Here is a 19887-nt window from a genome sequence, read left to right as displayed (position 1 = left end):
CTTTTCCGTCCTTTTTGCCTGAAAAACCGCGGATAGTCCCTTTTGCCGAACTGGAGCTAACCGGCAAATTATTTGATATCTTCAGCTTGGCTTAGCCAAGGCGCCCAATCTTTCCTTTACCGCGGCCGCAGGCTTCTCCCCGAGGATGGACGCGAGCTCGGCCGGCTCGGCCTTCAAGACCAGATCGAGATCCTGGTATTTTGCCAGGAGCGCCGCCTTCTTCTTCGGGCCGAGGCCGGGGATGCCGTCGAGGACGGACTCGAAGCTCTTTTTCTCCCGGCGGCCCCGGTGGAACGTGATGGCGAAGCGATGTGTTTCGTCGCGGACGGCCTGGACGAGCTTCAGCGCCCCGGCCGTCCGGTCGAGACGGATCCCTTCCCGGTGCGCGGGCGTGTAGAGGATCTCCTCTTTCTTGGCGATGGCCACGAGCGGGACCTGCGAAAGCCCGAGCGAGCCCAGCGCCTGCTCGGCCGCCCCGAGCTGGGGCTTGCCGCCGTCGACCATGACCAGGTCGGGGAGGGGCATCCCTTCGTCGAGGACCTTGCGGTATCTCCGGGTGACGACCTCGGCCAGGCTGGCGACGTCGTTCGATCCCTCGACCGTCCGGATGAGGAACTTGCGGTAGGCGTCCTTGTCGGGCCGGCCGTCCCGGAAGACGACGAGCGAGCCGACCGACTCCTCGCCGCCGGTGTTGGAGATGTCGAAGCCCTCGATCCGCCGGGGCGGGGCGGGCAACCCGAGCGCGGTCTGCAGCTCCTCGAGCGGTCCGGCCTCGCCGGCCTGCTTGCGGAGGAAGGCCTCCGCGTTGCGGCCGGCCATTTCGACCAGCTTGAGGTTCCTGCCGCTGCGGGGGACAAGGACCCGGACCTCGGCCCAGCCGAGCAGCGACGAAAGGCCCGCCGCCTGGTCCGGCGCCGCAGGCAGGAGCAGGCGCGGCGGCAGCTCGCGGCCGGCGTAAAAGCCGGCCAGGAACCTGCCCAGGATGGCGGCGTCTGAGGCGTCCGCGGGGCCGGCGGCTATCCCGGCCGCCGAGTTACGGATCTTGCCCTTGCGCATGAAAAAGACGTAGGCCGCCGCCCGGCCCCCCTCGCGGGCCAGGCCGACGACGTCCTGGTCCTCGAGGGCCGTGGAGATCGCGCCGGGGCGGTCCCGGTAGTCCTCGATCGTCCGCAGGAGGTCGCGCCAGCGGGCCGCGTCCTCGAACTTCTCCTCGGCGGCCGCCCGCTCCATGCGGGCCTTGAGGGTCCGGGCCAGCTCGGGCAGGCGGCCTTCGAGGAAGAGGCAGGCGTTCTCGACGTTCTCGCGATAGTCGGCCTCGGAGACAAATCCGACGCAGGGCGCCGAGCAGAGCTTGAGCTCATACTCCAGGCAGGGGCGCTTGCGGCCGCGGAAGACGGCCTCCTCGCAGCCGCGGACGAGGAAATGCCTGTTGACGAGGTGGATGGACGAGCGGGCCCGGCCGGCCGGGCTGAACGGACCGAAATAGCGCGAGCCGTCGGGCTCGACCTTGCGGCTGAAATAGACGCCCGGCCAGGTCTCGCCGGCCGTGATCTTCAGGTAGGGGAAGCTCTTGTCGTCCTTGAGACGGAGATTGAAGCGCGGCTGGTGCTGCTGGATGTAGTTGTTCTCCAGGAAGGCCGCTTCCTTTTCCGAGCCGGTCAGGATGAAGTCGATGTCCGCCGTCTCGCGGATGATGTTGCGGACCTTGAAGTCGGGGTTGGCCAGGAAGTAGGAGCGGACCCGGTCGCGCAGGGAGCGGGCCTTGCCGATGTAGACGACCTCGCCCGCCGCGTTCTTGAAGAAGTAGATGCCGGGCTTGGCCGGAAGCTCGGCCGCCCGCGCCTTGAGCTCGTCGAAGTCCGCCATGCGCGCCGCGTCCCGAGCCTATTATAGCCCCTAGAGCCCCAGCTCGAGCTCTCGCTTCTTGAGCTTGGCCAGCTCGTCGCGGCAGGCGGCGGCCTTCTCGAACTCGAGCGCGTCCGAGGCTTCCTTCATGAGCCGCGACAGCTCCTCCATCCGCTTCTTGCGCCTCTGCGGCGACAGGAGGATGTCCTTCTCCTCGGGCAGGCGCGTGTAGTCGAGGTAATCGCGCTCGTAGACCGAGGTCAGGACCTCGTCGATGCCCTTGACGATCGACTGCGGCGTGATGCCGTGGACGGCGTTGTAGTCCTGCTGGATCAGGCGGCGGCGGGTCGTCTCGTCGATGGCCAGCCGCATGGAGTCGGTCATGGTGTCGGCATAGAGCAGGACCCGGCCGGCGACGTTGCGGGCGGCCCGGCCGAAGGTCTGGATGAGGGCCGTGGCCGAGCGGAGGAAGCCCTCCTTGTCGGCGTCGAGGATGGCCACCAGCGAGACCTCGGGCAGGTCCAGCCCCTCGCGCAGGAGGTTGATGCCGATGAGGGCGTCGAACCGGCCTTTGCGCAGGTCGCGCAGGACATTGACCCGGTCGAGGGTCTCGATCTCCGAGTGGAGGTAGCGGACCCGCAGGCCGAGCTCGTGGTAATGGCGGGCCAGGTCCTCGGCCATCTTCTTGGTCAGCGTCGTGACCAGGACGCGCTCGCGGCGGCCGGCCCGGGCCCGGATCTCGGCCATGAGGTCGTCGACCTGGCCGCGGACGGGCCGGATCTCGATCTCCGGGTCGGTCAGCCCGGTCGGGCGGATGACCTGCTCGACCACGCGGCCGGGCGAGCGCTTGATCTCGAACAGGCCCGGCGTGGCCGAGACGTAGAGGGTCTGGCCGACGCGGGCCTCGAACTCGGCGAAATCGAGGGGCCGGTTGTCGAGCGCCGAGGGCAGGCGGAAGCCGTGCTCGACCAGGGTCAGCTTGCGGGAGCGGTCCCCGGCGTACATGCCGCCGATCTGGGGCACGGTGACGTGGGACTCGTCGATGATGGTCAGGAAGTCCTCGGGGAAGTAGTCGAGCAGGGTGTAGGGCGGCTCGCCGGCGGCCCGGCCGGTCAGGTGGCGGGAATAGTTCTCGATGCCGGGACAGTAGCCGAACTCGCGCAGCATCTCCAGGTCGTAGAGGGTCCGCTCCTCGATGCGGGCCGCCTCGACGGCCTGGCCCCGGGCCTGGAAGAAGGCGACCTGGTCCTTGAGCTCGGCCTCGATGCCGGCGACGGCCGAGCGCAGGGTCTCGGCCGGGGTCGAGAAGAAGGTCCGGGGGTGGATCATGACCGTGTCGAGCTCGTCCCGGACCTTGCCGAGGAGCGGGTCGACGGCGGAGATGGCCTTGATCCGGCCGTCCTCAAGCTCGACGCGGTAGGCCGCGTCCTCGTAGCTCGGGAAGACCTCGACGATGTCGCCGCGGACGCGGAACGAGCCGCGCTTGAAATCGGCCTCTTCGCGCCCGTACTGGACGGCCACGAGCCTCTCGAGGAGCGCCTTGCGCGGCTGGGGCTCTCCGACCGTGAGGGAGAAGCTCATGGAGTAGTAGTTCTCGGGCGCGCCGATGCCGTAGATGCACGAGACCGAGGCGACGATGATGACGTCGCGCCGGGCGAACAGGGAGTTCGTGGCGCAGAGGCGGAGCCGGTCGATCTCGTCGTTGATGGTCGCTTCCTTGGCGATGTAGGTGTTCGAGGCCGGGATGAAGGCCTCTGGCTGGTAATAATCGTAGTAGCTGACGAAGTACTCGACGGCGTTGCGGGGGAAGAAGCGGCGGAACTCCTGGTAAAGCTGGGCGGCCAGGGTCTTGTTGTGGGAGATGACCAGGACCGGGCGGTTGACCCGGGCGATGATGTTGGCCATCGTGAAGGTCTTGCCCGAGCCGGTGACGCCCTTGAGGACCTGGTGGCGGGCCCCCGAGCGGAGCCCCTCGGTCAGACTGTCGATGGCCTGGACCTGATCGCCCTTGGGGACGAACTCCGAGGTCAGGAGGAATGAATCGGGTCTGCGGGACATCTCGCTTCCGTGACGGGGCGCTGCCTGTTTTCCAATCTATCCGTGCCGGCCGGCCGGGCCGTCAAGAGGGGGTCAAGCCCACCCCTCTTTATTCCTTCATCCGGATGCCGCCGGAGAATCGGGCGCCGTTGGCGATGGTGATCTTGGGCGTGACGATGTCGCCGTTCATCTCGCCCGTCTCGGCGATCAGGGCCTTTTCGCCGGCCCGGACCGTCCCCTTGAGCTCGCCGTGGAGGATGAAGGCGCGCACCCGGACTTCGGCCTCGACCTTGGCGCCCTTGGCCACGGTCAGCGTCCCCGACGGGACGGTGATCTTGCCGTTGACCCGGCCTTCGATGAGCATGTCCTCGTGGGCCTCGATGTCCCCGGTGAGGACGACGGTCGAGCCCAGGCGGGTGACGCCGTGGGCCGTCGGCCGGTCGGCGTTGGAGGGCACAGCGCGGTTCGCGGATTCGTCGGACATGGCAATTCTCCCTGAAGGGACGTTCCTATCGGGATTATAGGGGGGCCCGTCCGCCCTGTCAACGAAGCGGAGTTTTGGCTTGGCCGGGTTTTATGATAGAATCCCAGCGCCTGTTGAGCGGGCATAGCTCAATGGTAGAGTACCGGCTTCCCAAGCCGGGTGTTGTGGGTTCGAGTCCCATTGCCCGCTCCATTTTTTTACTCGCATGAAGACCTGGCAGCTGATCGTCGAGCCAGCCCCGCTTCCGGGCTCCTGGAACATGGCCGTCGACGAGCGCCTTTTCGATCTCGCCCGGGCGGATTCGACCCGGACCTTCCTCCGCTTCTACCGCTGGACCCGGCCGACAGCGTCCCTGGGGTACTCCCAGGACGCCGCCCGGGTCGTGGACGTCGATTTCTGCCGGGCCAACGGCATCGATATCGTTCGGCGCATGACCGGCGGCAAGCTGGTCCTGCACGACCGCGAGGTGACCTACTCGATGGCCTCGTCCGACGCCTCGGTCTTTACCGAGACCCTCCGCGACTCCTACCGCCTGATCTCCCGGGCCCTGCTGGCCGGACTGGCCGGCCTGGGCGTATCGGCCCGCCTGGCCGAATCTTCGCCGGCGGGCTACGCCAAGGGGACCATGCCCTGCTTCGCCTTCCCCGCCCGCGACGAGATCGAGATCGGCGGGCGCAAGCTCGTCGGCAGCGCCCAGAAGCGCACCGGCCCGCTCTTCCTCCAGCACGGCTCGATCATCCTCGACAAGGACGAAGCCCTGCTGGCCGCCGTCTCCAGGCCGGGGGAGACCTCCGAGAGCCTGGGCATGACCTCGCTCTCCGAGTCCCTCGGCCGGCCCGTCGATTTCGAGGCGGCCATCGGCCCGCTGGTCCAGGGGTTCGCCGGTTTCTTCGGGGTCTCTCTCGAGCCCTTCGTCCTCGCTCCCGCCGACCTGGACGCGGTGCGGGCCATCGAGGCCGCCCGCTACGCCTCGGACGCCTGGACCTTCCGCCGCGGCCCCGTCTGCCGTTGACTTTCGCCCCCGGCCGGGGCTAAACTCGGCTCGAAGTGAGGGCGAAGTCATGAACGAAGTCGAAGAACTCGCCAAGCTGGATCCGGCCGGCCTGCCGCCGCTCAAGCCGGCTCTCCTCGACGACCTCTATCAGAGCGTCCTCAAGAACCTGCACCTCGAGCTCGGCCGCGGCCCGGCCCTCTACCTTCTCTCGCCCAGCTACTCGGTCCTCAACCCGACCCCGGACGAGGGCATCACCGAGTTCATCACCCGCCACGAGCCCCTCCTCGATTACCTCAAGGAGGCCATCGTCCTGAACCTGGCCGAGTATTCGGTCCTCGTCGACGTCAGCAGCTATTTCATCGATCAGAACGGCGGCCTCGTCCTGGCCCGGCTGCGCGAGCGCGACTCCGACGGCCGGCGCTTCGAGATCAAGTTCTACACCCACGAGCCCAAGGAGCTCCTGACCCGCTACGAGGACAAGATCTACATCGGCCGCGATTTCCTGGACCTCTACAGCCCGGTCCGCAAGTACTTCGGCATCAAGGACGCCATCGTCTCGCTCAAGGCCCAGTTCGAGCGGCTGCCCGAGCGGGCCGGGGTCAAGCTGCGGAAGGCCCAGGACTTCGGGTCGTATTTCCAGGAGATCGGCGATTCGGTCAACGAGCTCCATACCGAGGGCCTGCTCATCCTCCAGAGCCTGCCGCCCCACCTCGACTTCGCCAAGCTCTCCGGCCACGACCTCATCGACATCAACGCCCACTACCGGACGATCAACCACTTCGTCATCGAGCTCCACGACACGATCACGGAGTTCGAGAACCTCCTGCGCTTCAAGGAGCGCTCCGACTTCGTGCGCTACGTCACGAAGTACAAGAAGGACGTGACCAACCTGATCTCCTTCTTCAACATCAAGGTCAACGGGGTCATCGCCCAGCGCATCCACGCCTGCCGTTCCAAGCACGCCTGAAAAACGGTTCTTCTCCAGATTCCGACAGAATCCCTCTCTTCGGCTTTGCTCAGGGCCGGCGCCCGAAGGCGCCGGCCCCTGATCTATCCGACGACCCGCGCTAGAACTTGCGCGCGCCTTCCTCGATGCGGATATCGTCGTAGGCCGTGGCCAGGATGACGAGCGGCGCCGCCGTTTCGGCCGAGAAGGCCTTGACCACCGCCGTGCCGTTCGTCTCGTTGACGTCCGGCTTGTCGGGCAGGCCCCAGTGGACGGAGCCGCCCCTGGCCCGGGCCTCGAGCCGGGCCCGTTCGCCCTGCGGCCAGAGGAGCACGATCGACCCGTGTTCGTTGTCGACGGACAGGCCGCCCTTGAGCGCCCGCGGCTCGAGGCTGACGCTGCCGTTGCGGTCGACGACGCTCGTCTCGGCCGCGAATCCGGCCAGCGAGACGTTCTCGTAGGATGTCCGGACCGAGATCGCCGGCCCCTGGATGTCCAGGCCGACGACCGCCGAGTTGTGCGCCTCGACGGTGAACTTGCCCTGGACGCCCGTCGCCCTGACGGTCTCGTAGCTCGTCCGCACGTCCAGGTCGCCCCGGACGTTCTCGGCCGACACGGCCATGTTGTGGCCGGTGATCGTGGCCGGGCCGACGTCGGCGACATGGACCTTCTCGTAGGAGCTGTCGGCCGTCACCGCGCCGGCGACGCGCAGGGCCTCGATGTCGGCATTCGAGCCGCGCAGGTCGGCCCGGCCGCCGGCGTCCTCGACCCGGATGCGGGCGTAGCTCGTCTCGACCGACAGGTCGCCGGTGACCGAGACGGCCCGGACGTCGCCGTGGCTGTTGCGGATGCCGCAGGCGCCCTTGATCTCCCGGGCCTCGATGTCCTCGTGGCTCGTCTCCAGGGTGCAGGGCCCGTCGATGTTCGAGACGAGGACCTCGCCGTGCCGGTTGTTGACCTTGGCTTCCCTGACGCCTTCGATCCGGACGGCGCCGTAGCCGTTCGTGACCCGGACGACCATCGACCGGGGGACGGTCAGAACGAAGCCCGTTTCGAAGTTCTTCCGCCTGAACTCCTCCCGGTTGGTGGCCAGGTGCAGCGTGTCCGCGGCCGTCGCCGCCGTATATTTGATCCGGCCGGCGAGTTCCCTGGCCGCGGCCTCGTCCCGCCGCCAGACGACCTTCTTGAAGGTCAGCTGGGCGAAGTCCTGGTCGGCGCCGCGGACCTCGACCCAGCCGTGGCCGTTCTCGATCTCGATCGCCGCCGGCAGCGGCGCCGCGATCGTTTGAGTCTCCTCGGCCGTGACCTCCTTGCCGACCAGGCTGAGCCCTTCGCCGTCCCAGTTCCAGGCCCAGTCGAAGTTCCAATGCCCGGTCTTGACCTGGAAGAGGACCAGGCCGGCGAGGATCAGGAAGACGACGAGGACGACCTCTTTAAATCTCATGGGTCTTGTCCGGGCCCGGCTTCTCGGCCTGCCTGTTCCTCTCCTTGAGACCGAGCCAGAGCTTGTCGGCGCCCCAGATGATCAGGATGACCGGCCAGAACCGCCAGACCTGGTCGAAGATGTCGACGTCGAGCTGCTGGAGCAGGAAGAGGACGCCGACGGCGATGAGGATGATGCCCCAGACGAGGGAATTGCCCTTTTTATGATCTGCCATGTGAGCCTCCGTCACTTATCTTGCCTGGACCTGGTCATCGAGTCGTACACGAGCTTGAAGCCGACGACGATGACCGCGACCGGCCAGAAATCGAACAGCCGGTCGTAGGACAGGACCTCGAAATTGGCCAGGATGAGCACGACGCCCAGGACGATGAGGACGATTCCCCAGAAGATCGACCCGGACGACGCCTCCGGCAGCTCCGCGACCGCCTGTCCCGCCGGCGCCTGGCCGGCCGCGGCCGCGTTGATCGCCTTGGCCGACTGGATGTTGTCGAAGAACTGGTAGACGATGTAGCCGGCCAGGAGCAGCCCCAGGAACGGCTGCCCGCCGCCGCGCCCCTGCATGTGGACGAGGCCGGCGAAGATGACCAGGTGGAGCAGGGCCTTGGTGTACTGCCCGTTGTAGAGCGCGCCGGCCCCGAAGGGAAAGATCCCCAGGAGCCCGGCGAACCCGGGCGACTTCAGCGGCCTCTGCGGCATGATTTGCTTCTCTTCCATCTTTTGCCTCCGTTTACGTTATTTCTTTGCTTCCTTGTCCCCGAGCAGGCCCAGGGTGTTGAACGACTTGATGACGTTGCCGGTCAGGGCTCCGACCTGGCCCTTGAGCGTCCCGGCGTCGGCCCAGAGCTTCTCGACCGTCCCGATGCCGCGGTGCAGCCCGACGTCGATTCTCTTCCGGATGCCTTGGCCCTCCGGATGGAAGAGGACGAAGGACAGGACGATGAGGACGGCGGTCGCCGCCGCGTAGACGGGCTGAAGCGACGGCCGGGTCAGCCAGTCGAAGACGGTCCGGGCGGCGCTCTTCCGCTCCCGGGCCTTCTCCGGGATAGCGTAGAGCCGGGCGACCAGGGCCGGCGACGGCTCGATCTCGGGGAAGCCGGCCGCGGCCTCCAGGCCTTCCTTCATCAGGCCGGCGAACTCCGCGCAGGCCGGGCAGGCGGCGAGGTGGGCCTCCACCTCGGCCTTCCCGGCCGGCCCCAACTCGCCCTCGAGATAGGCGGACAGGAGCTCTTCGATCCGTTCGCACGTCATGATAGGCCTCCCCGGCGATCTTTCAGGACCTGGGCCAGCTGGAACCGGGCCCGGTTGACGCGGGACTTGACCGTCCCCAGGGGAAGCCCGAGGATCCCGGCGATCTCCTCGTAGCTCTGCCCCTGCAGGTCTCTCAGGATGAGGATCATCCGCATGTCCGCCGACAGGCTGTTCAGCCCCGCCCAGACGAGAGCCCTGGTCTCTTTCGCTTCCAGGCTTTCCTCCGGGCCGCCGCCGGCCGCCTGGGTCAGGACGCGCTCGTCGAAATCGTCGCGCTGCGTCTTTTCCCACCTGGTCCGGCGGTACTCGTCGATGAGATGGTTCTTGGCCAGGGTCAGGAACCAGGCCGTGAAGTTCTTGCCGGGATCGTATTTCGGCAGGGCGCCGTGAAGCTTGAGGAAGACCTCCTGGGTCCGGTCCTCGGCCTCCTCCCGGCTGCCGCAGAACTGATAGGCCATGCTAAAGATCCTCCTGGCATACGCGTCCACCAGGCTTCTCCAGGCGTCCTGGCTGCCCTCCAGGCAGTCCCTGATGATCGCTTCCAAGTCCACTCAATTCACCTTGGTTGACGGATTCGGATGGAGCTAAGTTCCATTTTGCGGGCCCATTTTCTTATAAATCGCCCCCTCCAGGCAACACGGGACCGTCAGTCTGTCAGCCCGGCCGTCCGCGCCGTCCGCGGGCCGGCCTCCGGGCAAACGGGGCGCGAATTGATATAATGGTAGCGGCGCCGATGTAACTTTCCCGGGGAAACCGGCGTTTTAGGACTACGGAGAATGGACGAACAAGAGCTGATCCGGCGCGTCCAGAAGGGCGATGAGTGGGCGTTTGGCCAGATCATGGCTCTTTATAAGGACAGGATCGTGAATTATCTCTATCAGTTCACAGGCGACTATCAGAAGGCCGTCGAACTGGCCCAGGAGACCTTCATCCGGGTGTATTTCAAGGCCGACCGGTACAAGCCGATCGCCCCGCTGTCGTCCTGGATCTACACGATCGCGTCGAACCTGGCCAAGACCGAGAGCCGCAGGTCGAGGCGCATGAGCACCGTCCCCCTCGAGGATATCCCCAACAACTACTCGAGCGGCACCTGCTACGAGGACCCGGCCGATTCCGGCCTGGTCCGCAACCTCCGGGAGGCCCTGGCATCCCTCCATCCCCGCTACCGCGTCCCTGTCGTCCTCAAGGACATGGAAGGCTTCTCCCAGGAGGAGATCGCCAAGATCATCGACCGGCCGGTCGGCACGGTCAAGGCCCGGATCAGCCGGGGCCGGGAGCAGCTCCGGCGCAAGCTGGAGAAGGCCCGGTACGGCGAGGACGCCGCGGCCGACCACGAGGTGAGCGAACATGGAAGGGCATGAACTTCTCGGCAAGCTGACCAAGGTCCAGGCTCCCCCGGGCTTCGGGGAGTCGGTGCTGAGCCGGCTCCAGGCCGCCCGCAGGGAGAGGAAGCGGGCCCGGCGGGCGCGTTTCGCGTATGCCTTCGCCGGCTCGGCGGCCCTGATCCTGGCCGCGGTCCTCGTCTTCCGCCCCGCGGCGCCCGAGAAGGACGCCGGCCTGACCTACGCCGAACGGCAGGCCCTGACCGTTGCGCCCGGAACGGGGACGACGGGCCTCCCCGCCGCCGGGAGGAACCTGGCCGTCCCCGTCTACGAGACCATGGATTACGCCTCCGAGTTCCGCGAGGCCCAACCCCAGGCCCAGCCCCAAGCCACGACGGTTTACATACTGGAGCAGGTTTCCGAGATCCCGTCTTCGGAGATCATTTATTAGGAGGATCTGAAGGCATGAACAAGATGAACAAGCCGGCCCTTGTCATCATGGCCTGCCTTGCCGTCCTGGCTCCGACGTTCGGCGCCGAGGCGGCCGGGGCGAAGGGCGGGGGCGGTCCAGACATCGCCGCCGTCGCCAGGAAGGTCTATCCGTCCGTCGTCCGGGTCGAGGTCCGGAACCGCACCAGCCGCGTGGCCACCGGGGTGGTCATCGAGAAGGGCGGCTACGTCGCCACGACCGCGCTGGTCTCGCCCCGCGACGAGAAGGTTTCCATCACCACGTCCGAGGGCAAGGTCCTGGAAGCGGAGTTCCTGGGCTTCGACACCGAGACCCAGCTGGCCCTGCTCCGGGCCAAGGACGCGGACCTGCCCGCGATCGGGACGGGGAAGTCGTCCGGACTGGCCCCCGGCTCGTGGATCTGCGTCGTGGGCGTTTCGCCCGAACGGACCGCGGCCGTGACCCAGGGCATCGTCAGCTCGGTCGCCGAGGACAAGCTCCGCCTGAACGTCTGGGTGACGCCCGGGTCGAGCGGCGGCCCGGTCATCGACGATCAGGGGCGCATGGTCGGGCTCCTGCGCGGCATCTACATGGAGGAACGGCCCGTCGTCTTCCAGTTCCGCGACCGGGAGCAGGCCGGCTCCGGCTACGTCATGGGCAGCCGGGCCGAGGCGCCCTCGTCGGGCATGGCCCTGGCCGTGCCGATCGACGTCGTCAGGGATATCGCCGCCCAGATCAAGGACAAAGGCCGGGTCGAGCGCGGCTGGATGGGCATCGGCATCAAGCTGGACGAGAAGGGGCGGACGATCATCGGCAGCGTCGATCCGGAAAGCCCGGCCGGGCTGGCCAAGCTCAAGACGGACGACGTCGTCCTCAAGATCGGGGACCGCGCCGTCTCCGGCCCCGACGTCCTGGCCGCCGAGATCCGCAAGAGGAAGCCGGGCCAGGAGATCGTCCTGGGGATCGAGCGGGACGGCAAGCCCCTGGAGATCAAGGTCAAGCTCGGCGAGCTGGCCGATGACGAGGCCATGAAGGAGATGACCATCCGCTTCCCCGGGCTGTTCGGACCGGTCGCGCCGCCTCCGGGGGCCGCCCCGGGGCCGGGCGCTCCCGGCAATCCGCGAAAGGCCCCCGGCCGGTCCTTCGAAGCGCGGAAATTCATCGGCATCGCCTGCAACGAGCTCAATCCGGAGCTGGCCGCGCACTTCGGGGTCAAGGACGGGGCCGCGCTGATCATCTCCAAGGTGACCGAGGGCGGCCCGGCGGACATGGCCAAGCTCCAGGTCGGCGACATCATCGTCGGCGTCGACGGCCGGCGCGTCGGGACCGCGGACGAGCTCATCGACCACATCCAGTCGAAGGCCAAGGGCGACAAGGTCAAGCTGGAGGTGCTGAGGGACAAGAAGACCATGACCTTCACGGTCGAGGTGGCCGAGCAGGAGAGCGGCGACCCGCTCGAATCCGACAGCCTGCAGAGCTTCCTCGAATCCTGGCAGGGCTACACCGAGGCCCTGCGGAACGAGCTGCAGAACTGGACGGGCGGCTCGTCCCCGATGCTGCGGCGCAACGTGACCCTGAAGGGCAACCTGAGAAGGATCTAAGAGGCCTGCTCCGGTCTCTCTCGTTCCGGAGGGACCGTCCCCGCAAGGGGGCCGTCCCTCCTTTTTTATTCCCCGGCGTTCAGCCAGCGCTTCCGGAGCGACTCGATCTCGGCGGCCGGGAGCCGGGAATCGTAGCCTTTGGCCGCCCTCTGCCGCAGGGCCTCGTAGAGGATGACCGCGACCGAGACCGACAGGTTGAGGCTCTGGACCATGCCGAACATGGGGATGCGGACGTTCCGGTCGGCGAAGGCCAGGCACTCCTCGCTGATGCCCTCGGCTTCGCTGCCGAAAACGAGCGCCGTCGGCCGGGCGAAGTCGATCTCGGTGTAGGGGACCGCGTCGCGGACGAGATGGGTGGCCACGATCTCGTAGCCGGCCCCTTTCAAGGGCCCGAAGCAGGCCTGCGGCGTCGGGTGGACGCCGATCTCCAGCCACTTGTCGGCCCGGGTCGAGATGGCCTTGTTCGGCCGCAGGAGCTCGGGATTGGGCCCGATGAGGTCGAGGTAGAGGACGCCGGCCGCGTCGCACGTCCGCATGACCGCGCTGGCGTTGTGGGCGTTGGTCAGACCTTCGAGGACGACCCGCAGGTCGGCTTGGCGCCGGGCCAGGACCCTCTCGACCTTGGCGATGCGCTCGGGCGTCGGCATGGTCCGACTATAACAGACCGGCGGGGGAGAGACAATCGCGGCCGTGCTCGTCCTTGAATCGGGCGGTCTTTTCTCCTATAGTTATCGAGCCGTGCCGGTGTGGCGGAACTGGCAGACGCGCGGGACTCAAAATCCTGTGCCTAGCGATAGGCGTGTGGGTTCGATTCCCTCCACCGGCACTCTTTCATTATCAGCGATTTACGCCAAAAAATGGGCCGATGTTCAAGGGCGGTTTTTGGCCGTTTTTTGGTCTTTAGGTTTGTGGAACCTTCAGGCGGGATTCGGTTCAGGTTGGAATTTTTAGACACAATCTAGACACACCAACTTAGCCAAAAAACCAAAGAAAATAACTGGGACAAAACTGCAATAATAGCCCTAGGCGGGCTGATTGACAAAAGTCAATCATAATTCTAGGATGGAGTCACCATGAATCAATCGTCAGATCCAAGGGCCATAGCCGAATGCGGCGAAGCTATCTATCTAAAGAAGTACAAAGACGCCTATGAAATTGAACATATGGGGAAATTCGTTGCCATAGATGTATTAACCGAAAAAACATATATTGCGGATTCCCCACTTGAGGCACTAACCCATGCTCGCCAGGACGCGCCCCTGGGTATATTCCATTTGATAAGGGTAGGGGCCACGGGAGCATTTAGGGTAAGTCACGCGATAAATGACGCAACAGATTGGCTCTTTAGGTAACGACGGGGCTCCCCGCCTGAAGATTCTTTTAAGCGGGGTTTTTAGTCAAACACCCCAAGAGTTCGAGGCAATTATTGATACGGGCTTTTCTGGCTTTGTTTGTATGCCCCTTCTTCATGCCTTCCCCCTTGGTTTACCCCTATTTGGCACTTCTGGGGTGACCGTTGCGGACGGAAGAAGTTCCTATAAATTGACAGCCCAGGTAATAGCACAGCTGGGAGACGTAAAAAAGATTGGTGTCGTGATTCTCGAACCAAATTCTAACGACGTGCTGATTGGAATAGATTTTCTGCGCACATTTGAGAAAGCATTGTTTATTCACACCCTGCGGCCAACCGTAGTTCTCGAGGACTGTAAAGTACTTGACGAGGCAATATCGATAAAGGCGGCCGATTTGGCTCCTGCCAAAGGGCCCGACGATAAAAAGGCCGAGCCCTAACCTCGCCCTAAATATAATCCCGCTCAAGTATTCTGGCGGGTCAACTGCTGGTCAACCCAGCTCTTCGCTTCTTTGTGAGCTTTGGCGAATGCTTCTTCCTTCGTTTCTCCCCAATGCTCATGAGCGATATAGTTAACCGGTTTTCTATCGGGAGAACGCATGTCCCGGACCTTCCCGCCGAATCCATATTTACCGCCGACGGGGGGCTTAATATCATAGGTTTCAATATCAAAGGAATATTCACGGTATTGCATTTCCCTCTTCTCCTTCATGCCGCGATGCTGTGGGATTTATGACGACAACTATATGACCATGAAGACGACCCTGTCAAATAGTCACGCCCAAGTCCTGCCCGCTTTGGCAGCCACTTCGTTGCTACCGTCATCCACATCCCTTTTCGGCTCGCTCCCCATTCTCATGACGCCGCGCGTGGGGCGCTATGGGGGCTGAATTCTCCACTTGAACTTTATGCGCTTCTGGCTAAATTCTAGAGGTGAGAGAAATTCAGCGGCGCAACTTCTTCAGCCCCAAGGCCAAGGGAAACGCCGATAGCCCCGCCGCGATCCAGGTTCCCGACCTTCTCTCCGTTGGGCAACTCGCCAAAAAGCTCCACCTCTCGTCATGGTCTATCTACGAGATGGTGAAGCGTAGCGAGATCCCGCACGTCCGCATTGGCGGCAAGATCCTATTTCACCCCGCGAAGATTTGCGTCTGGATCGAGGCGCGTTCTTTCGAGGCGCGGAACGCGGATAGCGTCGTAATCGCCAACCATCCCGCTGCCTAATTACGCCGGGGCCGTGCGCCCCGTCAGCATATAGATTAAAGGAAAAGATAAGATGAAAACCAAGGGCGAAAGTCCAACCCCCCCCGAAATCCCCTCCCTTAAAACTTCCGAGATCGGCCTCGCCGCATTCTTGAGATCCAGGGGCTGCACCCTGGTCGGAACCGAAGAGCACGATGGGCGCGTGTTTTGGATATTCCAGCACCTAGCCATCGAAGACTTTCGGCTGAGTTATCTCAATGATGGCGCGGTTCCCGCCCAGACCTTCCTCACGAACATGCGAACCTTGCGTGGCATGGCGAGAGGGGGCCGTCCATGACCGACCAAGTCATCGACCAGATCATCCACTCCGACCTCCGCCGATACCTTGAAGACGAGGGCCACGCCTTCGTCGGCGAGAACACGCTCTGCCCTCTCCACGCCGATAAGAATCCCAGCTTGCACGTCTCCCAAAAGGAGGGCTCCTGGCTCTGGTACTGCCATGCGTGCAAGAAGGGCGGCAGCATCATCAACTACCTCATGGAGACGCGGGGCTTGACGAAGGGCGAAGCGATCCGCCAGCTAACGGAGCACTTCCACCTCGACGGCGGCAATGGCAACGGCCACGGCAGGCCCGCCCCCTCGGCAACCTACACCTATACCGACGAGGAGAAAAGGCCGCTCTATAGCGTCCTGCGCTTTGAGCCCAAGGCGTTCAAGGCTGACCGCAAAATGGCCGGGGTCCGCCAGGTCCTCTACCACCTCCCAGAAGTCCTGGCCGGCGACCCGGTTTGGCTCGTCGAGGGCGAGAAGGACGCGGACAACGTCAGGCGACTCGGGCTCACCGCGACAACGACACCCTTCGGCGTCAGTCATTGGCGGCCGCATTTCGCGGAGCCTTTCAAGGGCAAGGCTGTCCGGATCTGCCTCGACACCGGCTATGAGTTCGAGTCGGTCAGGCGGGCCAAGGACATCGCCCTCCATGCCCGCGAGGTCAAGATCATCCAGCTCCCCGGCCTGGAGAAGGACCAGGACATCTCCGACTGGATCGAACTGCATGACGCCCAAGACACGGAGGGGCTCCGGGCGGCCCTCGAGGACATCGCGGCAAGCGCCCCCGTCTTCGACGCAAAGGAGCCCGAGCCGGAACCCGTGCCATCGGAGAACTTACCCGAGTCCGCGCCGACCGGCGCGGACTTTCCGGTCATCCACAACGCCTTCCTCAACCGCTACATCGAGTCCATCGCCCGGTCAACGGACGCCTCTCCGATCTTTCTCCTCTTCAGCGGCATCGCGCTCCTCTCCGGCGTCCTCAATAAGTTCTACTTCATGTTCCCTCGCCGGACGAATCTCAACCTCTACATTCTGCTACTGGCACCCTCGACCTATTACCGGAAGTCTACCACGACCGACGTCGTCGCCGATTACCTCAACGAGGTCAACTCTTCGCTCCTCCTGCCCGACTCGTTCACGCCCGAGGCGCTCTACAAGATCCTCAACAAGTACCCGCGGGGCCTCATCATCTGGCGCGAGCTCATCCAGGTCAAAGAGTTCCAGCTCGGCTCCGAGTACAACCGGGGCCTTGCATCGTTCCTCGTCGATATCTACGACTACAAGAAGGCCTTCAAGCGCTGGACCGTCGGAGATGGCGGGGAGATCGTCGTCGAGAACCCCATCGTCAGTATCCTCTCCGCCGGCATCGCCACATGGTTCGTCGAGAGCCTCAAGAAGAAGGACTTCGAGGGCGGCATCTGGACTCGTTTTATCTTCGTCCCCGCACCCGAACAGGACCGCGACTACCGGCTCCCGAGCCCACTCTACCTCGACCGTGGCATTGAGACCCGGCTGAGGGAGCTTGACGCCCTGGAGCCCGACCAAGAGATAGACGTTCGGCCGATCCTGCCGCTCATGGAGGAGTGGGGCCGCGAACACATGCGCCAAGTCATGCGGACCGAGGGCGACCTCCAGGCCGTCTTCCAGCGCCTCGAGGTCATGCTCATCAAGCTCGCCTGTCTCTTCCAGCTCGCGGAGGACGGCTCCCTCAAAGTTGGCGAACAATCCTTCCGCGACGCTGTCACCGTCATCGAATGGATCAAAGCCAAACTGCCCCGGTTCTTCCAAGAGGAGGTCCGATTCGACTGGTTCTCCAAGCAAATGGCGACCATCGAGAAGATCATTCGCAAGCGCGGGCAGATACTACGAAGCGACATCCTCAGCGCGACGCGCATCAAGGCCAAGCTCGCCGACGAGATCCTCAAGCAGCTCATCGACGAGGGCCGCATCGAGGAGATCGAAATCCCTCCTACTTCCAAGGGCGGCCGGACCGGCACGGCCTTCAGGATCAAGCCATGAGTTCCCTTGAAAACAGGCTTTCGAGGAAACCCCCATTTTTTCAAGTAAACCCCCTTCCGGATAGGTTCCCTTGTAGTTCCCTTGATAGCACTTTTCAAGGAAACCTTATTAAAGATTCGCCCCATATGAATGCCAAGAATAGTAGGTTCTCTTGTTTCCTTGATGGGGGGTGGACCCATGAGGTCAAAAAGGCTGTTTTGGGGGTATGGGGGTGGGGGTCATCAAGGAATCAAGGAAACCTCAATCGACACGCCGGAAGGGGTGAAGCAAGGGCTATAGACATCGACCCCGGCACCCCTTGGATGGTCTCCGCATCCGCCCCGAGAGATGGATTCGGAATCCCGTTATCTCTGCCTTATGGGGCGGCCCGGTGTGCCTAGATTGTGCCAGAAACGGGCGACTCATAATTGGGCGTTATTCCGCATCTTTAGTCACTTCAATCACTTAGCGTAGAGGCAAACGACATGACCGAAAAGGCCAAGAATGAGGCGGTCGAGCTGGCCAAGAAGGGCCGGGTCCGCCACGGTATCATCTCATGGATTGACAACAAACGCGTCCCATCGGGCCGCGCCTTCACCCAAGTCCGCAAGGATCTCCAGCGCCTTCGGGACGAGCTGATCGAGCGCCACGGCGGACCGGACAAGATAACCCCCGAGGCGGCCATGCTTGTCGAGTCGCTCATCGAAGCTCAAGGCGTAATCAAGTTGGCGACTCTGTACATCCGCAAGGCCGGGGTGCTGCGCCAGGACTCATTAAAGCACGGGGCCCTTGAGTTGCACCCTATCCTGGGGAAATCGCTCATAGCGTACACGAATACGATTCGCCAGAACTGCCTTGCCCTTGAGACCCTGCGCCAAGCCAAGGGTAAGGGCGAGGATGACGGGATTATCCCCTTGACGCGCTATATCGAGATCCGCGATGCCGAGATAGCTGCCGAGAGGGCCGTCAAGGCCTCCCTGCCTGCCGGGGACGGCCCAGACGCGCCCCAGGACGCGCCAGGGGGGCGAACGGATGGGGGGCAGGGGGAGGAGCCATGATGAGAGGAGGGCGCTGTCGTTGCGGGCATGCGTTCGACCTCGAGATCCTGCCCCGTGCCGAGCATAGTGGCCCGATCCCGGTGATGTTCTCGTGCGCTTCCTGCCGGACATCAACCGTGGTGCCCGTGACGGCGCGGTCGTTGCTCCATTGGCTACGGGAATGGGAGCGTCTGCATCGCCCCGAGGGCAGGGCATAGGAGGACGAATGGCATCGCGGAAGACCCAACGGATTGCCCGGAACCCGTGCGTTAATGCATCAGGTGAGGCGAACGGTAGGGGGCGCGGGGATATTCACGCCCAATGCCCGGTTTGCCATAAGCGATTCCGGCCCAAACGCTATGATCAGACGTTCTGCTCGGCGCAATGCCGGCAGCTCTCGTGGTGGGCGGATCGTCTCGTGGAGGCGGTTGACTCCGGCCTGGCCGATGGCCTTCGGGCGAGGTTCCGCGGGTCCGCCCCTGCCTCTGACAGCAAGGGGCCGGCTGGCACTTCGGGGCTTGCCCCATGACCAAGCTCGACCGCTGGACGGTCCAGCAGATGTGCGAGATGGACTTGCGGAACTTCATCGCCAAGCGGGCCCGGTGCGGCTTTGATGCTCCGCTCGTGGAGGAGGTTCTCGCCAGGGTTTATGCGAGCCTCGAGCGGGTGGGCGAGATTCGGGCAGACCGGGGAGAAAAGAGCGTCCGGTCATTCTGCCGGCTCGTTGCTCTCAGGCGGCTATACGACTACTGGCGACGGGAAGCGTCACGACGGCGTCGGCTTGATCGGGTGACCAGAAACGACATGATGCGGAAGAGGATCACAGATCCCACCCGTCTTGCCATTATGGCCGAGGACGCGGGGGTCGAGGTTATGCACTCGGACTTGATGCGGGCCCATCTCGCCGGGGCGAGTCGCAGGGAGATGGCGGAGCGCTTCGGATTGACGGAGAACCAAGTCAGGGGTCGGCTTGGGTACAGCCGCAGGAAGATCCGGAGCGACTTAGCCCGGAAGATACGGCTGAAAGAGTTTCGCGGGGACGCGCCGTGAACGAATGTCGCCGTTTTTCGCGCAGATTCTGGAGGCTCGTCAATAGCAAATGCCCCTGCCGCTGGCGGTGTAACACCCCGCATGATACGGGAACTTTCCCGCATCATCCGTCCCTTGCACCCCTCTCGTTCAATCTCGGTTGGATAATTCGTGTGGAAGATGAAAGAATCTATATAAAGATTCTTTTTGCCATTCGGCCTCTTTTTGCGACTATGGGGTAGCAGAGAAATCAAGCGATTCTCTGCTCTTCCTTTTCAATCCCCCTAGGACAAATCTCATGAATATCGATGTAAAGCAGTTGCGCACGTCTATGGGTCTAAGCCAGGACGGCTTGGCCAGAAAGATCGGCTGTTCGTGGATTTCTGTACACAACTGGGAGGCCGGTCTGCATCGTCCGACAGGCCTCTATTACGAGGCACTCATCCGCCTTGCCCGCCAGGTTGCACGGCAGAAGGAGCGCGAGGCGGCTGCCAAGCGGATCGCCGAGGCCAACGGGGAGATGCTCCATGTCACATAAGATCCGCCTCGACCGGAAGCGGCCGCTCCGCT

General features: G+C 64.0%; 23 protein-coding genes and 2 tRNA genes. 15 read left to right on the top strand and 10 right to left on the bottom strand.

What is annotated here, in order from left to right:
- Nucleotides 1-81: 81 nt before the first annotated feature.
- The 3 genes from uvrC to ABFD52_07945 all read right to left on the bottom strand — a co-directional run bounded on the left by uvrC (nucleotide 82) and on the right by ABFD52_07945 (nucleotide 4366).
- The gene (gene uvrC / locus ABFD52_07955; GenBank protein MEN6560691.1) at nucleotides 82-1866 is read right to left on the bottom strand and encodes an excinuclease ABC subunit UvrC; all 1785 of its coding nucleotides are present in this window, start codon (nucleotides 1864-1866) and stop codon (nucleotides 82-84) included.
- A gap of 30 nt (nucleotides 1867-1896) precedes the next feature.
- A complete protein-coding gene (gene uvrB / locus ABFD52_07950) occupies nucleotides 1897-3903 on the bottom strand; it encodes an excinuclease ABC subunit UvrB (GenBank protein MEN6560690.1) in 2007 nt (668 codons plus the stop codon).
- Between the two features lie 88 nt (nucleotides 3904-3991).
- On the bottom strand, nucleotides 3992-4366 hold the full coding sequence (locus tag ABFD52_07945; GenBank protein ID MEN6560689.1) for a polymer-forming cytoskeletal protein: 375 nt from the start codon (nucleotides 4364-4366) through the stop codon (nucleotides 3992-3994).
- Between the two features lie 117 nt (nucleotides 4367-4483).
- Here ABFD52_07945 and ABFD52_07940 point away from each other — a divergent pair.
- The 3 genes from ABFD52_07940 to ABFD52_07930 all read left to right on the top strand — a co-directional run bounded on the left by ABFD52_07940 (nucleotide 4484) and on the right by ABFD52_07930 (nucleotide 6327).
- Nucleotides 4484-4558, top strand: a tRNA-Gly gene (locus ABFD52_07940).
- A gap of 13 nt (nucleotides 4559-4571) precedes the next feature.
- Nucleotides 4572-5378 carry a biotin/lipoate A/B protein ligase family protein gene (locus ABFD52_07935; protein ID MEN6560688.1) on the top strand — a complete coding sequence of 269 codons (807 nt, stop codon included), beginning with the start codon at nucleotides 4572-4574 and terminating at the stop codon, nucleotides 5376-5378.
- A gap of 49 nt (nucleotides 5379-5427) precedes the next feature.
- Nucleotides 5428-6327, top strand: coding sequence for a hypothetical protein (locus tag ABFD52_07930; GenBank protein ID MEN6560687.1), 900 nt, complete (start codon nucleotides 5428-5430; stop codon nucleotides 6325-6327).
- Nucleotides 6328-6427: 100 nt separating this feature from the next.
- Here ABFD52_07930 and ABFD52_07925 read toward each other — a convergent pair whose 3' ends face one another.
- Genes ABFD52_07925 through ABFD52_07905 form a run of 5 tightly spaced genes read right to left on the bottom strand, consistent with a single transcriptional unit; the run spans nucleotide 6428 to nucleotide 9549 of the window.
- Nucleotides 6428-7750 (bottom strand): hypothetical protein, encoded by a 1323-nt coding sequence (locus ABFD52_07925; GenBank protein ID MEN6560686.1) that lies wholly within the window; start codon nucleotides 7748-7750, stop codon nucleotides 6428-6430.
- Nucleotides 7740-7964 carry a DUF5668 domain-containing protein gene (locus ABFD52_07920; GenBank protein MEN6560685.1) on the bottom strand — a complete coding sequence of 75 codons (225 nt, stop codon included), beginning with the start codon at nucleotides 7962-7964 and terminating at the stop codon, nucleotides 7740-7742. The genes ABFD52_07925 and ABFD52_07920 overlap by 11 nt, the downstream gene beginning before the upstream one ends.
- A gap of 11 nt (nucleotides 7965-7975) precedes the next feature.
- Nucleotides 7976-8464, bottom strand: coding sequence for a DUF5668 domain-containing protein (locus ABFD52_07915; GenBank protein ID MEN6560684.1), 489 nt, complete (start codon nucleotides 8462-8464; stop codon nucleotides 7976-7978).
- A gap of 18 nt (nucleotides 8465-8482) precedes the next feature.
- On the bottom strand, nucleotides 8483-8998 hold the full coding sequence (locus tag ABFD52_07910) for a zf-HC2 domain-containing protein (protein ID MEN6560683.1): 516 nt from the start codon (nucleotides 8996-8998) through the stop codon (nucleotides 8483-8485).
- Nucleotides 8995-9549, bottom strand: coding sequence for a sigma-70 family RNA polymerase sigma factor (locus ABFD52_07905; protein MEN6560682.1), 555 nt, complete (start codon nucleotides 9547-9549; stop codon nucleotides 8995-8997). The genes ABFD52_07910 and ABFD52_07905 overlap by 4 nt, the downstream gene beginning before the upstream one ends.
- 225 nt (nucleotides 9550-9774) lie before the next feature.
- Between ABFD52_07905 and ABFD52_07900 the strand changes: the two genes are divergently transcribed.
- Genes ABFD52_07900 through ABFD52_07890 form a run of 3 tightly spaced genes read left to right on the top strand, consistent with a single transcriptional unit; the run spans nucleotide 9775 to nucleotide 12369 of the window.
- A complete protein-coding gene (locus ABFD52_07900; protein ID MEN6560681.1) occupies nucleotides 9775-10359 on the top strand; it encodes a sigma-70 family RNA polymerase sigma factor in 585 nt (194 codons plus the stop codon).
- On the top strand, nucleotides 10346-10771 hold the full coding sequence (locus ABFD52_07895) for a hypothetical protein (protein MEN6560680.1): 426 nt from the start codon (nucleotides 10346-10348) through the stop codon (nucleotides 10769-10771). The genes ABFD52_07900 and ABFD52_07895 overlap by 14 nt, the downstream gene beginning before the upstream one ends.
- A gap of 14 nt (nucleotides 10772-10785) precedes the next feature.
- Nucleotides 10786-12369, top strand: coding sequence for a PDZ domain-containing protein (locus ABFD52_07890; protein ID MEN6560679.1), 1584 nt, complete (start codon nucleotides 10786-10788; stop codon nucleotides 12367-12369).
- A gap of 65 nt (nucleotides 12370-12434) precedes the next feature.
- Here the strand turns inward: ABFD52_07890 and ABFD52_07885 are convergent, their stop codons facing one another.
- Nucleotides 12435-13016: an RNA methyltransferase gene (locus ABFD52_07885; protein ID MEN6560678.1), complete on the bottom strand. Its 582-nt coding sequence runs from the start codon at nucleotides 13014-13016 to the stop codon at nucleotides 12435-12437.
- 93 nt (nucleotides 13017-13109) lie between these two features.
- Between ABFD52_07885 and ABFD52_07880 the strand changes: the two genes are divergently transcribed.
- The 3 genes from ABFD52_07880 to ABFD52_07870 all read left to right on the top strand — a co-directional run bounded on the left by ABFD52_07880 (nucleotide 13110) and on the right by ABFD52_07870 (nucleotide 14160).
- Nucleotides 13110-13195, top strand: a tRNA-Leu gene (locus tag ABFD52_07880).
- 247 nt (nucleotides 13196-13442) lie between these two features.
- The gene (locus ABFD52_07875; protein ID MEN6560677.1) at nucleotides 13443-13721 is read left to right on the top strand and encodes a hypothetical protein; all 279 of its coding nucleotides are present in this window, start codon (nucleotides 13443-13445) and stop codon (nucleotides 13719-13721) included.
- Complete coding sequence (locus ABFD52_07870) at nucleotides 13693-14160, top strand: hypothetical protein (protein ID MEN6560676.1); 468 nt, start codon at nucleotides 13693-13695, stop codon at nucleotides 14158-14160. The genes ABFD52_07875 and ABFD52_07870 overlap by 29 nt, the downstream gene beginning before the upstream one ends.
- A 23-nt stretch (nucleotides 14161-14183) precedes the next feature.
- Here the strand turns inward: ABFD52_07870 and ABFD52_07865 are convergent, their stop codons facing one another.
- Nucleotides 14184-14432 (bottom strand): hypothetical protein, encoded by a 249-nt coding sequence (locus ABFD52_07865; GenBank protein MEN6560675.1) that lies wholly within the window; start codon nucleotides 14430-14432, stop codon nucleotides 14184-14186.
- Between the two features lie 221 nt (nucleotides 14433-14653).
- Here ABFD52_07865 and ABFD52_07860 point away from each other — a divergent pair, with 221 nt between their 5' ends.
- From ABFD52_07860 to ABFD52_07835, 6 genes are all read left to right on the top strand, one after another.
- Entirely contained in the window at nucleotides 14654-14944 is a 291-nt protein-coding gene (locus ABFD52_07860; GenBank protein MEN6560674.1) for a helix-turn-helix domain-containing protein, read from the top strand.
- Between the two features lie 52 nt (nucleotides 14945-14996).
- The gene (locus tag ABFD52_07855) at nucleotides 14997-15260 is read left to right on the top strand and encodes a DUF5659 domain-containing protein (GenBank protein ID MEN6560673.1); all 264 of its coding nucleotides are present in this window, start codon (nucleotides 14997-14999) and stop codon (nucleotides 15258-15260) included.
- Nucleotides 15257-17272, top strand: coding sequence for a CHC2 zinc finger domain-containing protein (locus tag ABFD52_07850; GenBank protein MEN6560672.1), 2016 nt, complete (start codon nucleotides 15257-15259; stop codon nucleotides 17270-17272). The genes ABFD52_07855 and ABFD52_07850 overlap by 4 nt, the downstream gene beginning before the upstream one ends.
- 464 nt (nucleotides 17273-17736) lie before the next feature.
- Nucleotides 17737-18309: a hypothetical protein gene (locus ABFD52_07845; protein MEN6560671.1), complete on the top strand. Its 573-nt coding sequence runs from the start codon at nucleotides 17737-17739 to the stop codon at nucleotides 18307-18309.
- 504 nt (nucleotides 18310-18813) lie between these two features.
- Nucleotides 18814-19338, top strand: coding sequence for a hypothetical protein (locus tag ABFD52_07840; protein MEN6560670.1), 525 nt, complete (start codon nucleotides 18814-18816; stop codon nucleotides 19336-19338).
- A gap of 277 nt (nucleotides 19339-19615) precedes the next feature.
- Nucleotides 19616-19855: a helix-turn-helix transcriptional regulator gene (locus tag ABFD52_07835; protein ID MEN6560669.1), complete on the top strand. Its 240-nt coding sequence runs from the start codon at nucleotides 19616-19618 to the stop codon at nucleotides 19853-19855.
- Nucleotides 19856-19887: the final 32 nt, after the last annotated feature.

The sequence above is a fragment of the Acidobacteriota bacterium genome (genome assembly GCA_039683095.1).
Classification (GTDB): domain Bacteria; phylum Acidobacteriota; class Aminicenantia; order Aminicenantales; family Saccharicenantaceae; genus RBG-16-66-30.
The sequence above is the reverse complement of the archived record's forward strand: the minus strand, read 5'-3'. Positions and strand labels throughout refer to the sequence as shown.

Excerpts from the sequence above, each read along its gene's own strand:
- ABFD52_07870 (MEN6560676.1), top strand. The coding sequence starts at position 13,693 with ATGACGCAACAGATTGGCTCTTTAGGTAACGACGGGGCTCCCCGCCTG.
- ABFD52_07845 (MEN6560671.1), top strand. The coding sequence starts at position 17,737 with ATGACCGAAAAGGCCAAGAATGAGGCGGTCGAGCTGGCCAAGAAGGGC.
- ABFD52_07895 (MEN6560680.1), top strand. The coding sequence starts at position 10,346 with ATGGAAGGGCATGAACTTCTCGGCAAGCTGACCAAGGTCCAGGCTCCC.
- ABFD52_07840 (MEN6560670.1), top strand. The coding sequence starts at position 18,814 with ATGACCAAGCTCGACCGCTGGACGGTCCAGCAGATGTGCGAGATGGAC.
- uvrC (MEN6560691.1), bottom strand. The coding sequence starts at position 1,866 with ATGGCGGACTTCGACGAGCTCAAGGCGCGGGCGGCCGAGCTTCCGGCC.
- ABFD52_07850 (MEN6560672.1), top strand. The coding sequence starts at position 15,257 with ATGACCGACCAAGTCATCGACCAGATCATCCACTCCGACCTCCGCCGA.
- ABFD52_07910 (MEN6560683.1), bottom strand. The coding sequence starts at position 8,998 with ATGACGTGCGAACGGATCGAAGAGCTCCTGTCCGCCTATCTCGAGGGC.
- ABFD52_07925 (MEN6560686.1), bottom strand. The coding sequence starts at position 7,750 with ATGAGATTTAAAGAGGTCGTCCTCGTCGTCTTCCTGATCCTCGCCGGC.
- ABFD52_07920 (MEN6560685.1), bottom strand. The coding sequence starts at position 7,964 with ATGGCAGATCATAAAAAGGGCAATTCCCTCGTCTGGGGCATCATCCTC.
- ABFD52_07900 (MEN6560681.1), top strand. The coding sequence starts at position 9,775 with ATGGACGAACAAGAGCTGATCCGGCGCGTCCAGAAGGGCGATGAGTGG.
- ABFD52_07915 (MEN6560684.1), bottom strand. The coding sequence starts at position 8,464 with ATGGAAGAGAAGCAAATCATGCCGCAGAGGCCGCTGAAGTCGCCCGGG.
- uvrB (MEN6560690.1), bottom strand. The coding sequence starts at position 3,903 with ATGTCCCGCAGACCCGATTCATTCCTCCTGACCTCGGAGTTCGTCCCC.
- ABFD52_07855 (MEN6560673.1), top strand. The coding sequence starts at position 14,997 with ATGAAAACCAAGGGCGAAAGTCCAACCCCCCCCGAAATCCCCTCCCTT.
- ABFD52_07875 (MEN6560677.1), top strand. The coding sequence starts at position 13,443 with ATGAATCAATCGTCAGATCCAAGGGCCATAGCCGAATGCGGCGAAGCT.
- ABFD52_07945 (MEN6560689.1), bottom strand. The coding sequence starts at position 4,366 with ATGTCCGACGAATCCGCGAACCGCGCTGTGCCCTCCAACGCCGACCGG.
- ABFD52_07885 (MEN6560678.1), bottom strand. The coding sequence starts at position 13,016 with ATGCCGACGCCCGAGCGCATCGCCAAGGTCGAGAGGGTCCTGGCCCGG.
- ABFD52_07865 (MEN6560675.1), bottom strand. The coding sequence starts at position 14,432 with ATGAAGGAGAAGAGGGAAATGCAATACCGTGAATATTCCTTTGATATT.
- ABFD52_07890 (MEN6560679.1), top strand. The coding sequence starts at position 10,786 with ATGAACAAGATGAACAAGCCGGCCCTTGTCATCATGGCCTGCCTTGCC.
- ABFD52_07935 (MEN6560688.1), top strand. The coding sequence starts at position 4,572 with ATGAAGACCTGGCAGCTGATCGTCGAGCCAGCCCCGCTTCCGGGCTCC.
- ABFD52_07835 (MEN6560669.1), top strand. The coding sequence starts at position 19,616 with ATGAATATCGATGTAAAGCAGTTGCGCACGTCTATGGGTCTAAGCCAG.
- ABFD52_07930 (MEN6560687.1), top strand. The coding sequence starts at position 5,428 with ATGAACGAAGTCGAAGAACTCGCCAAGCTGGATCCGGCCGGCCTGCCG.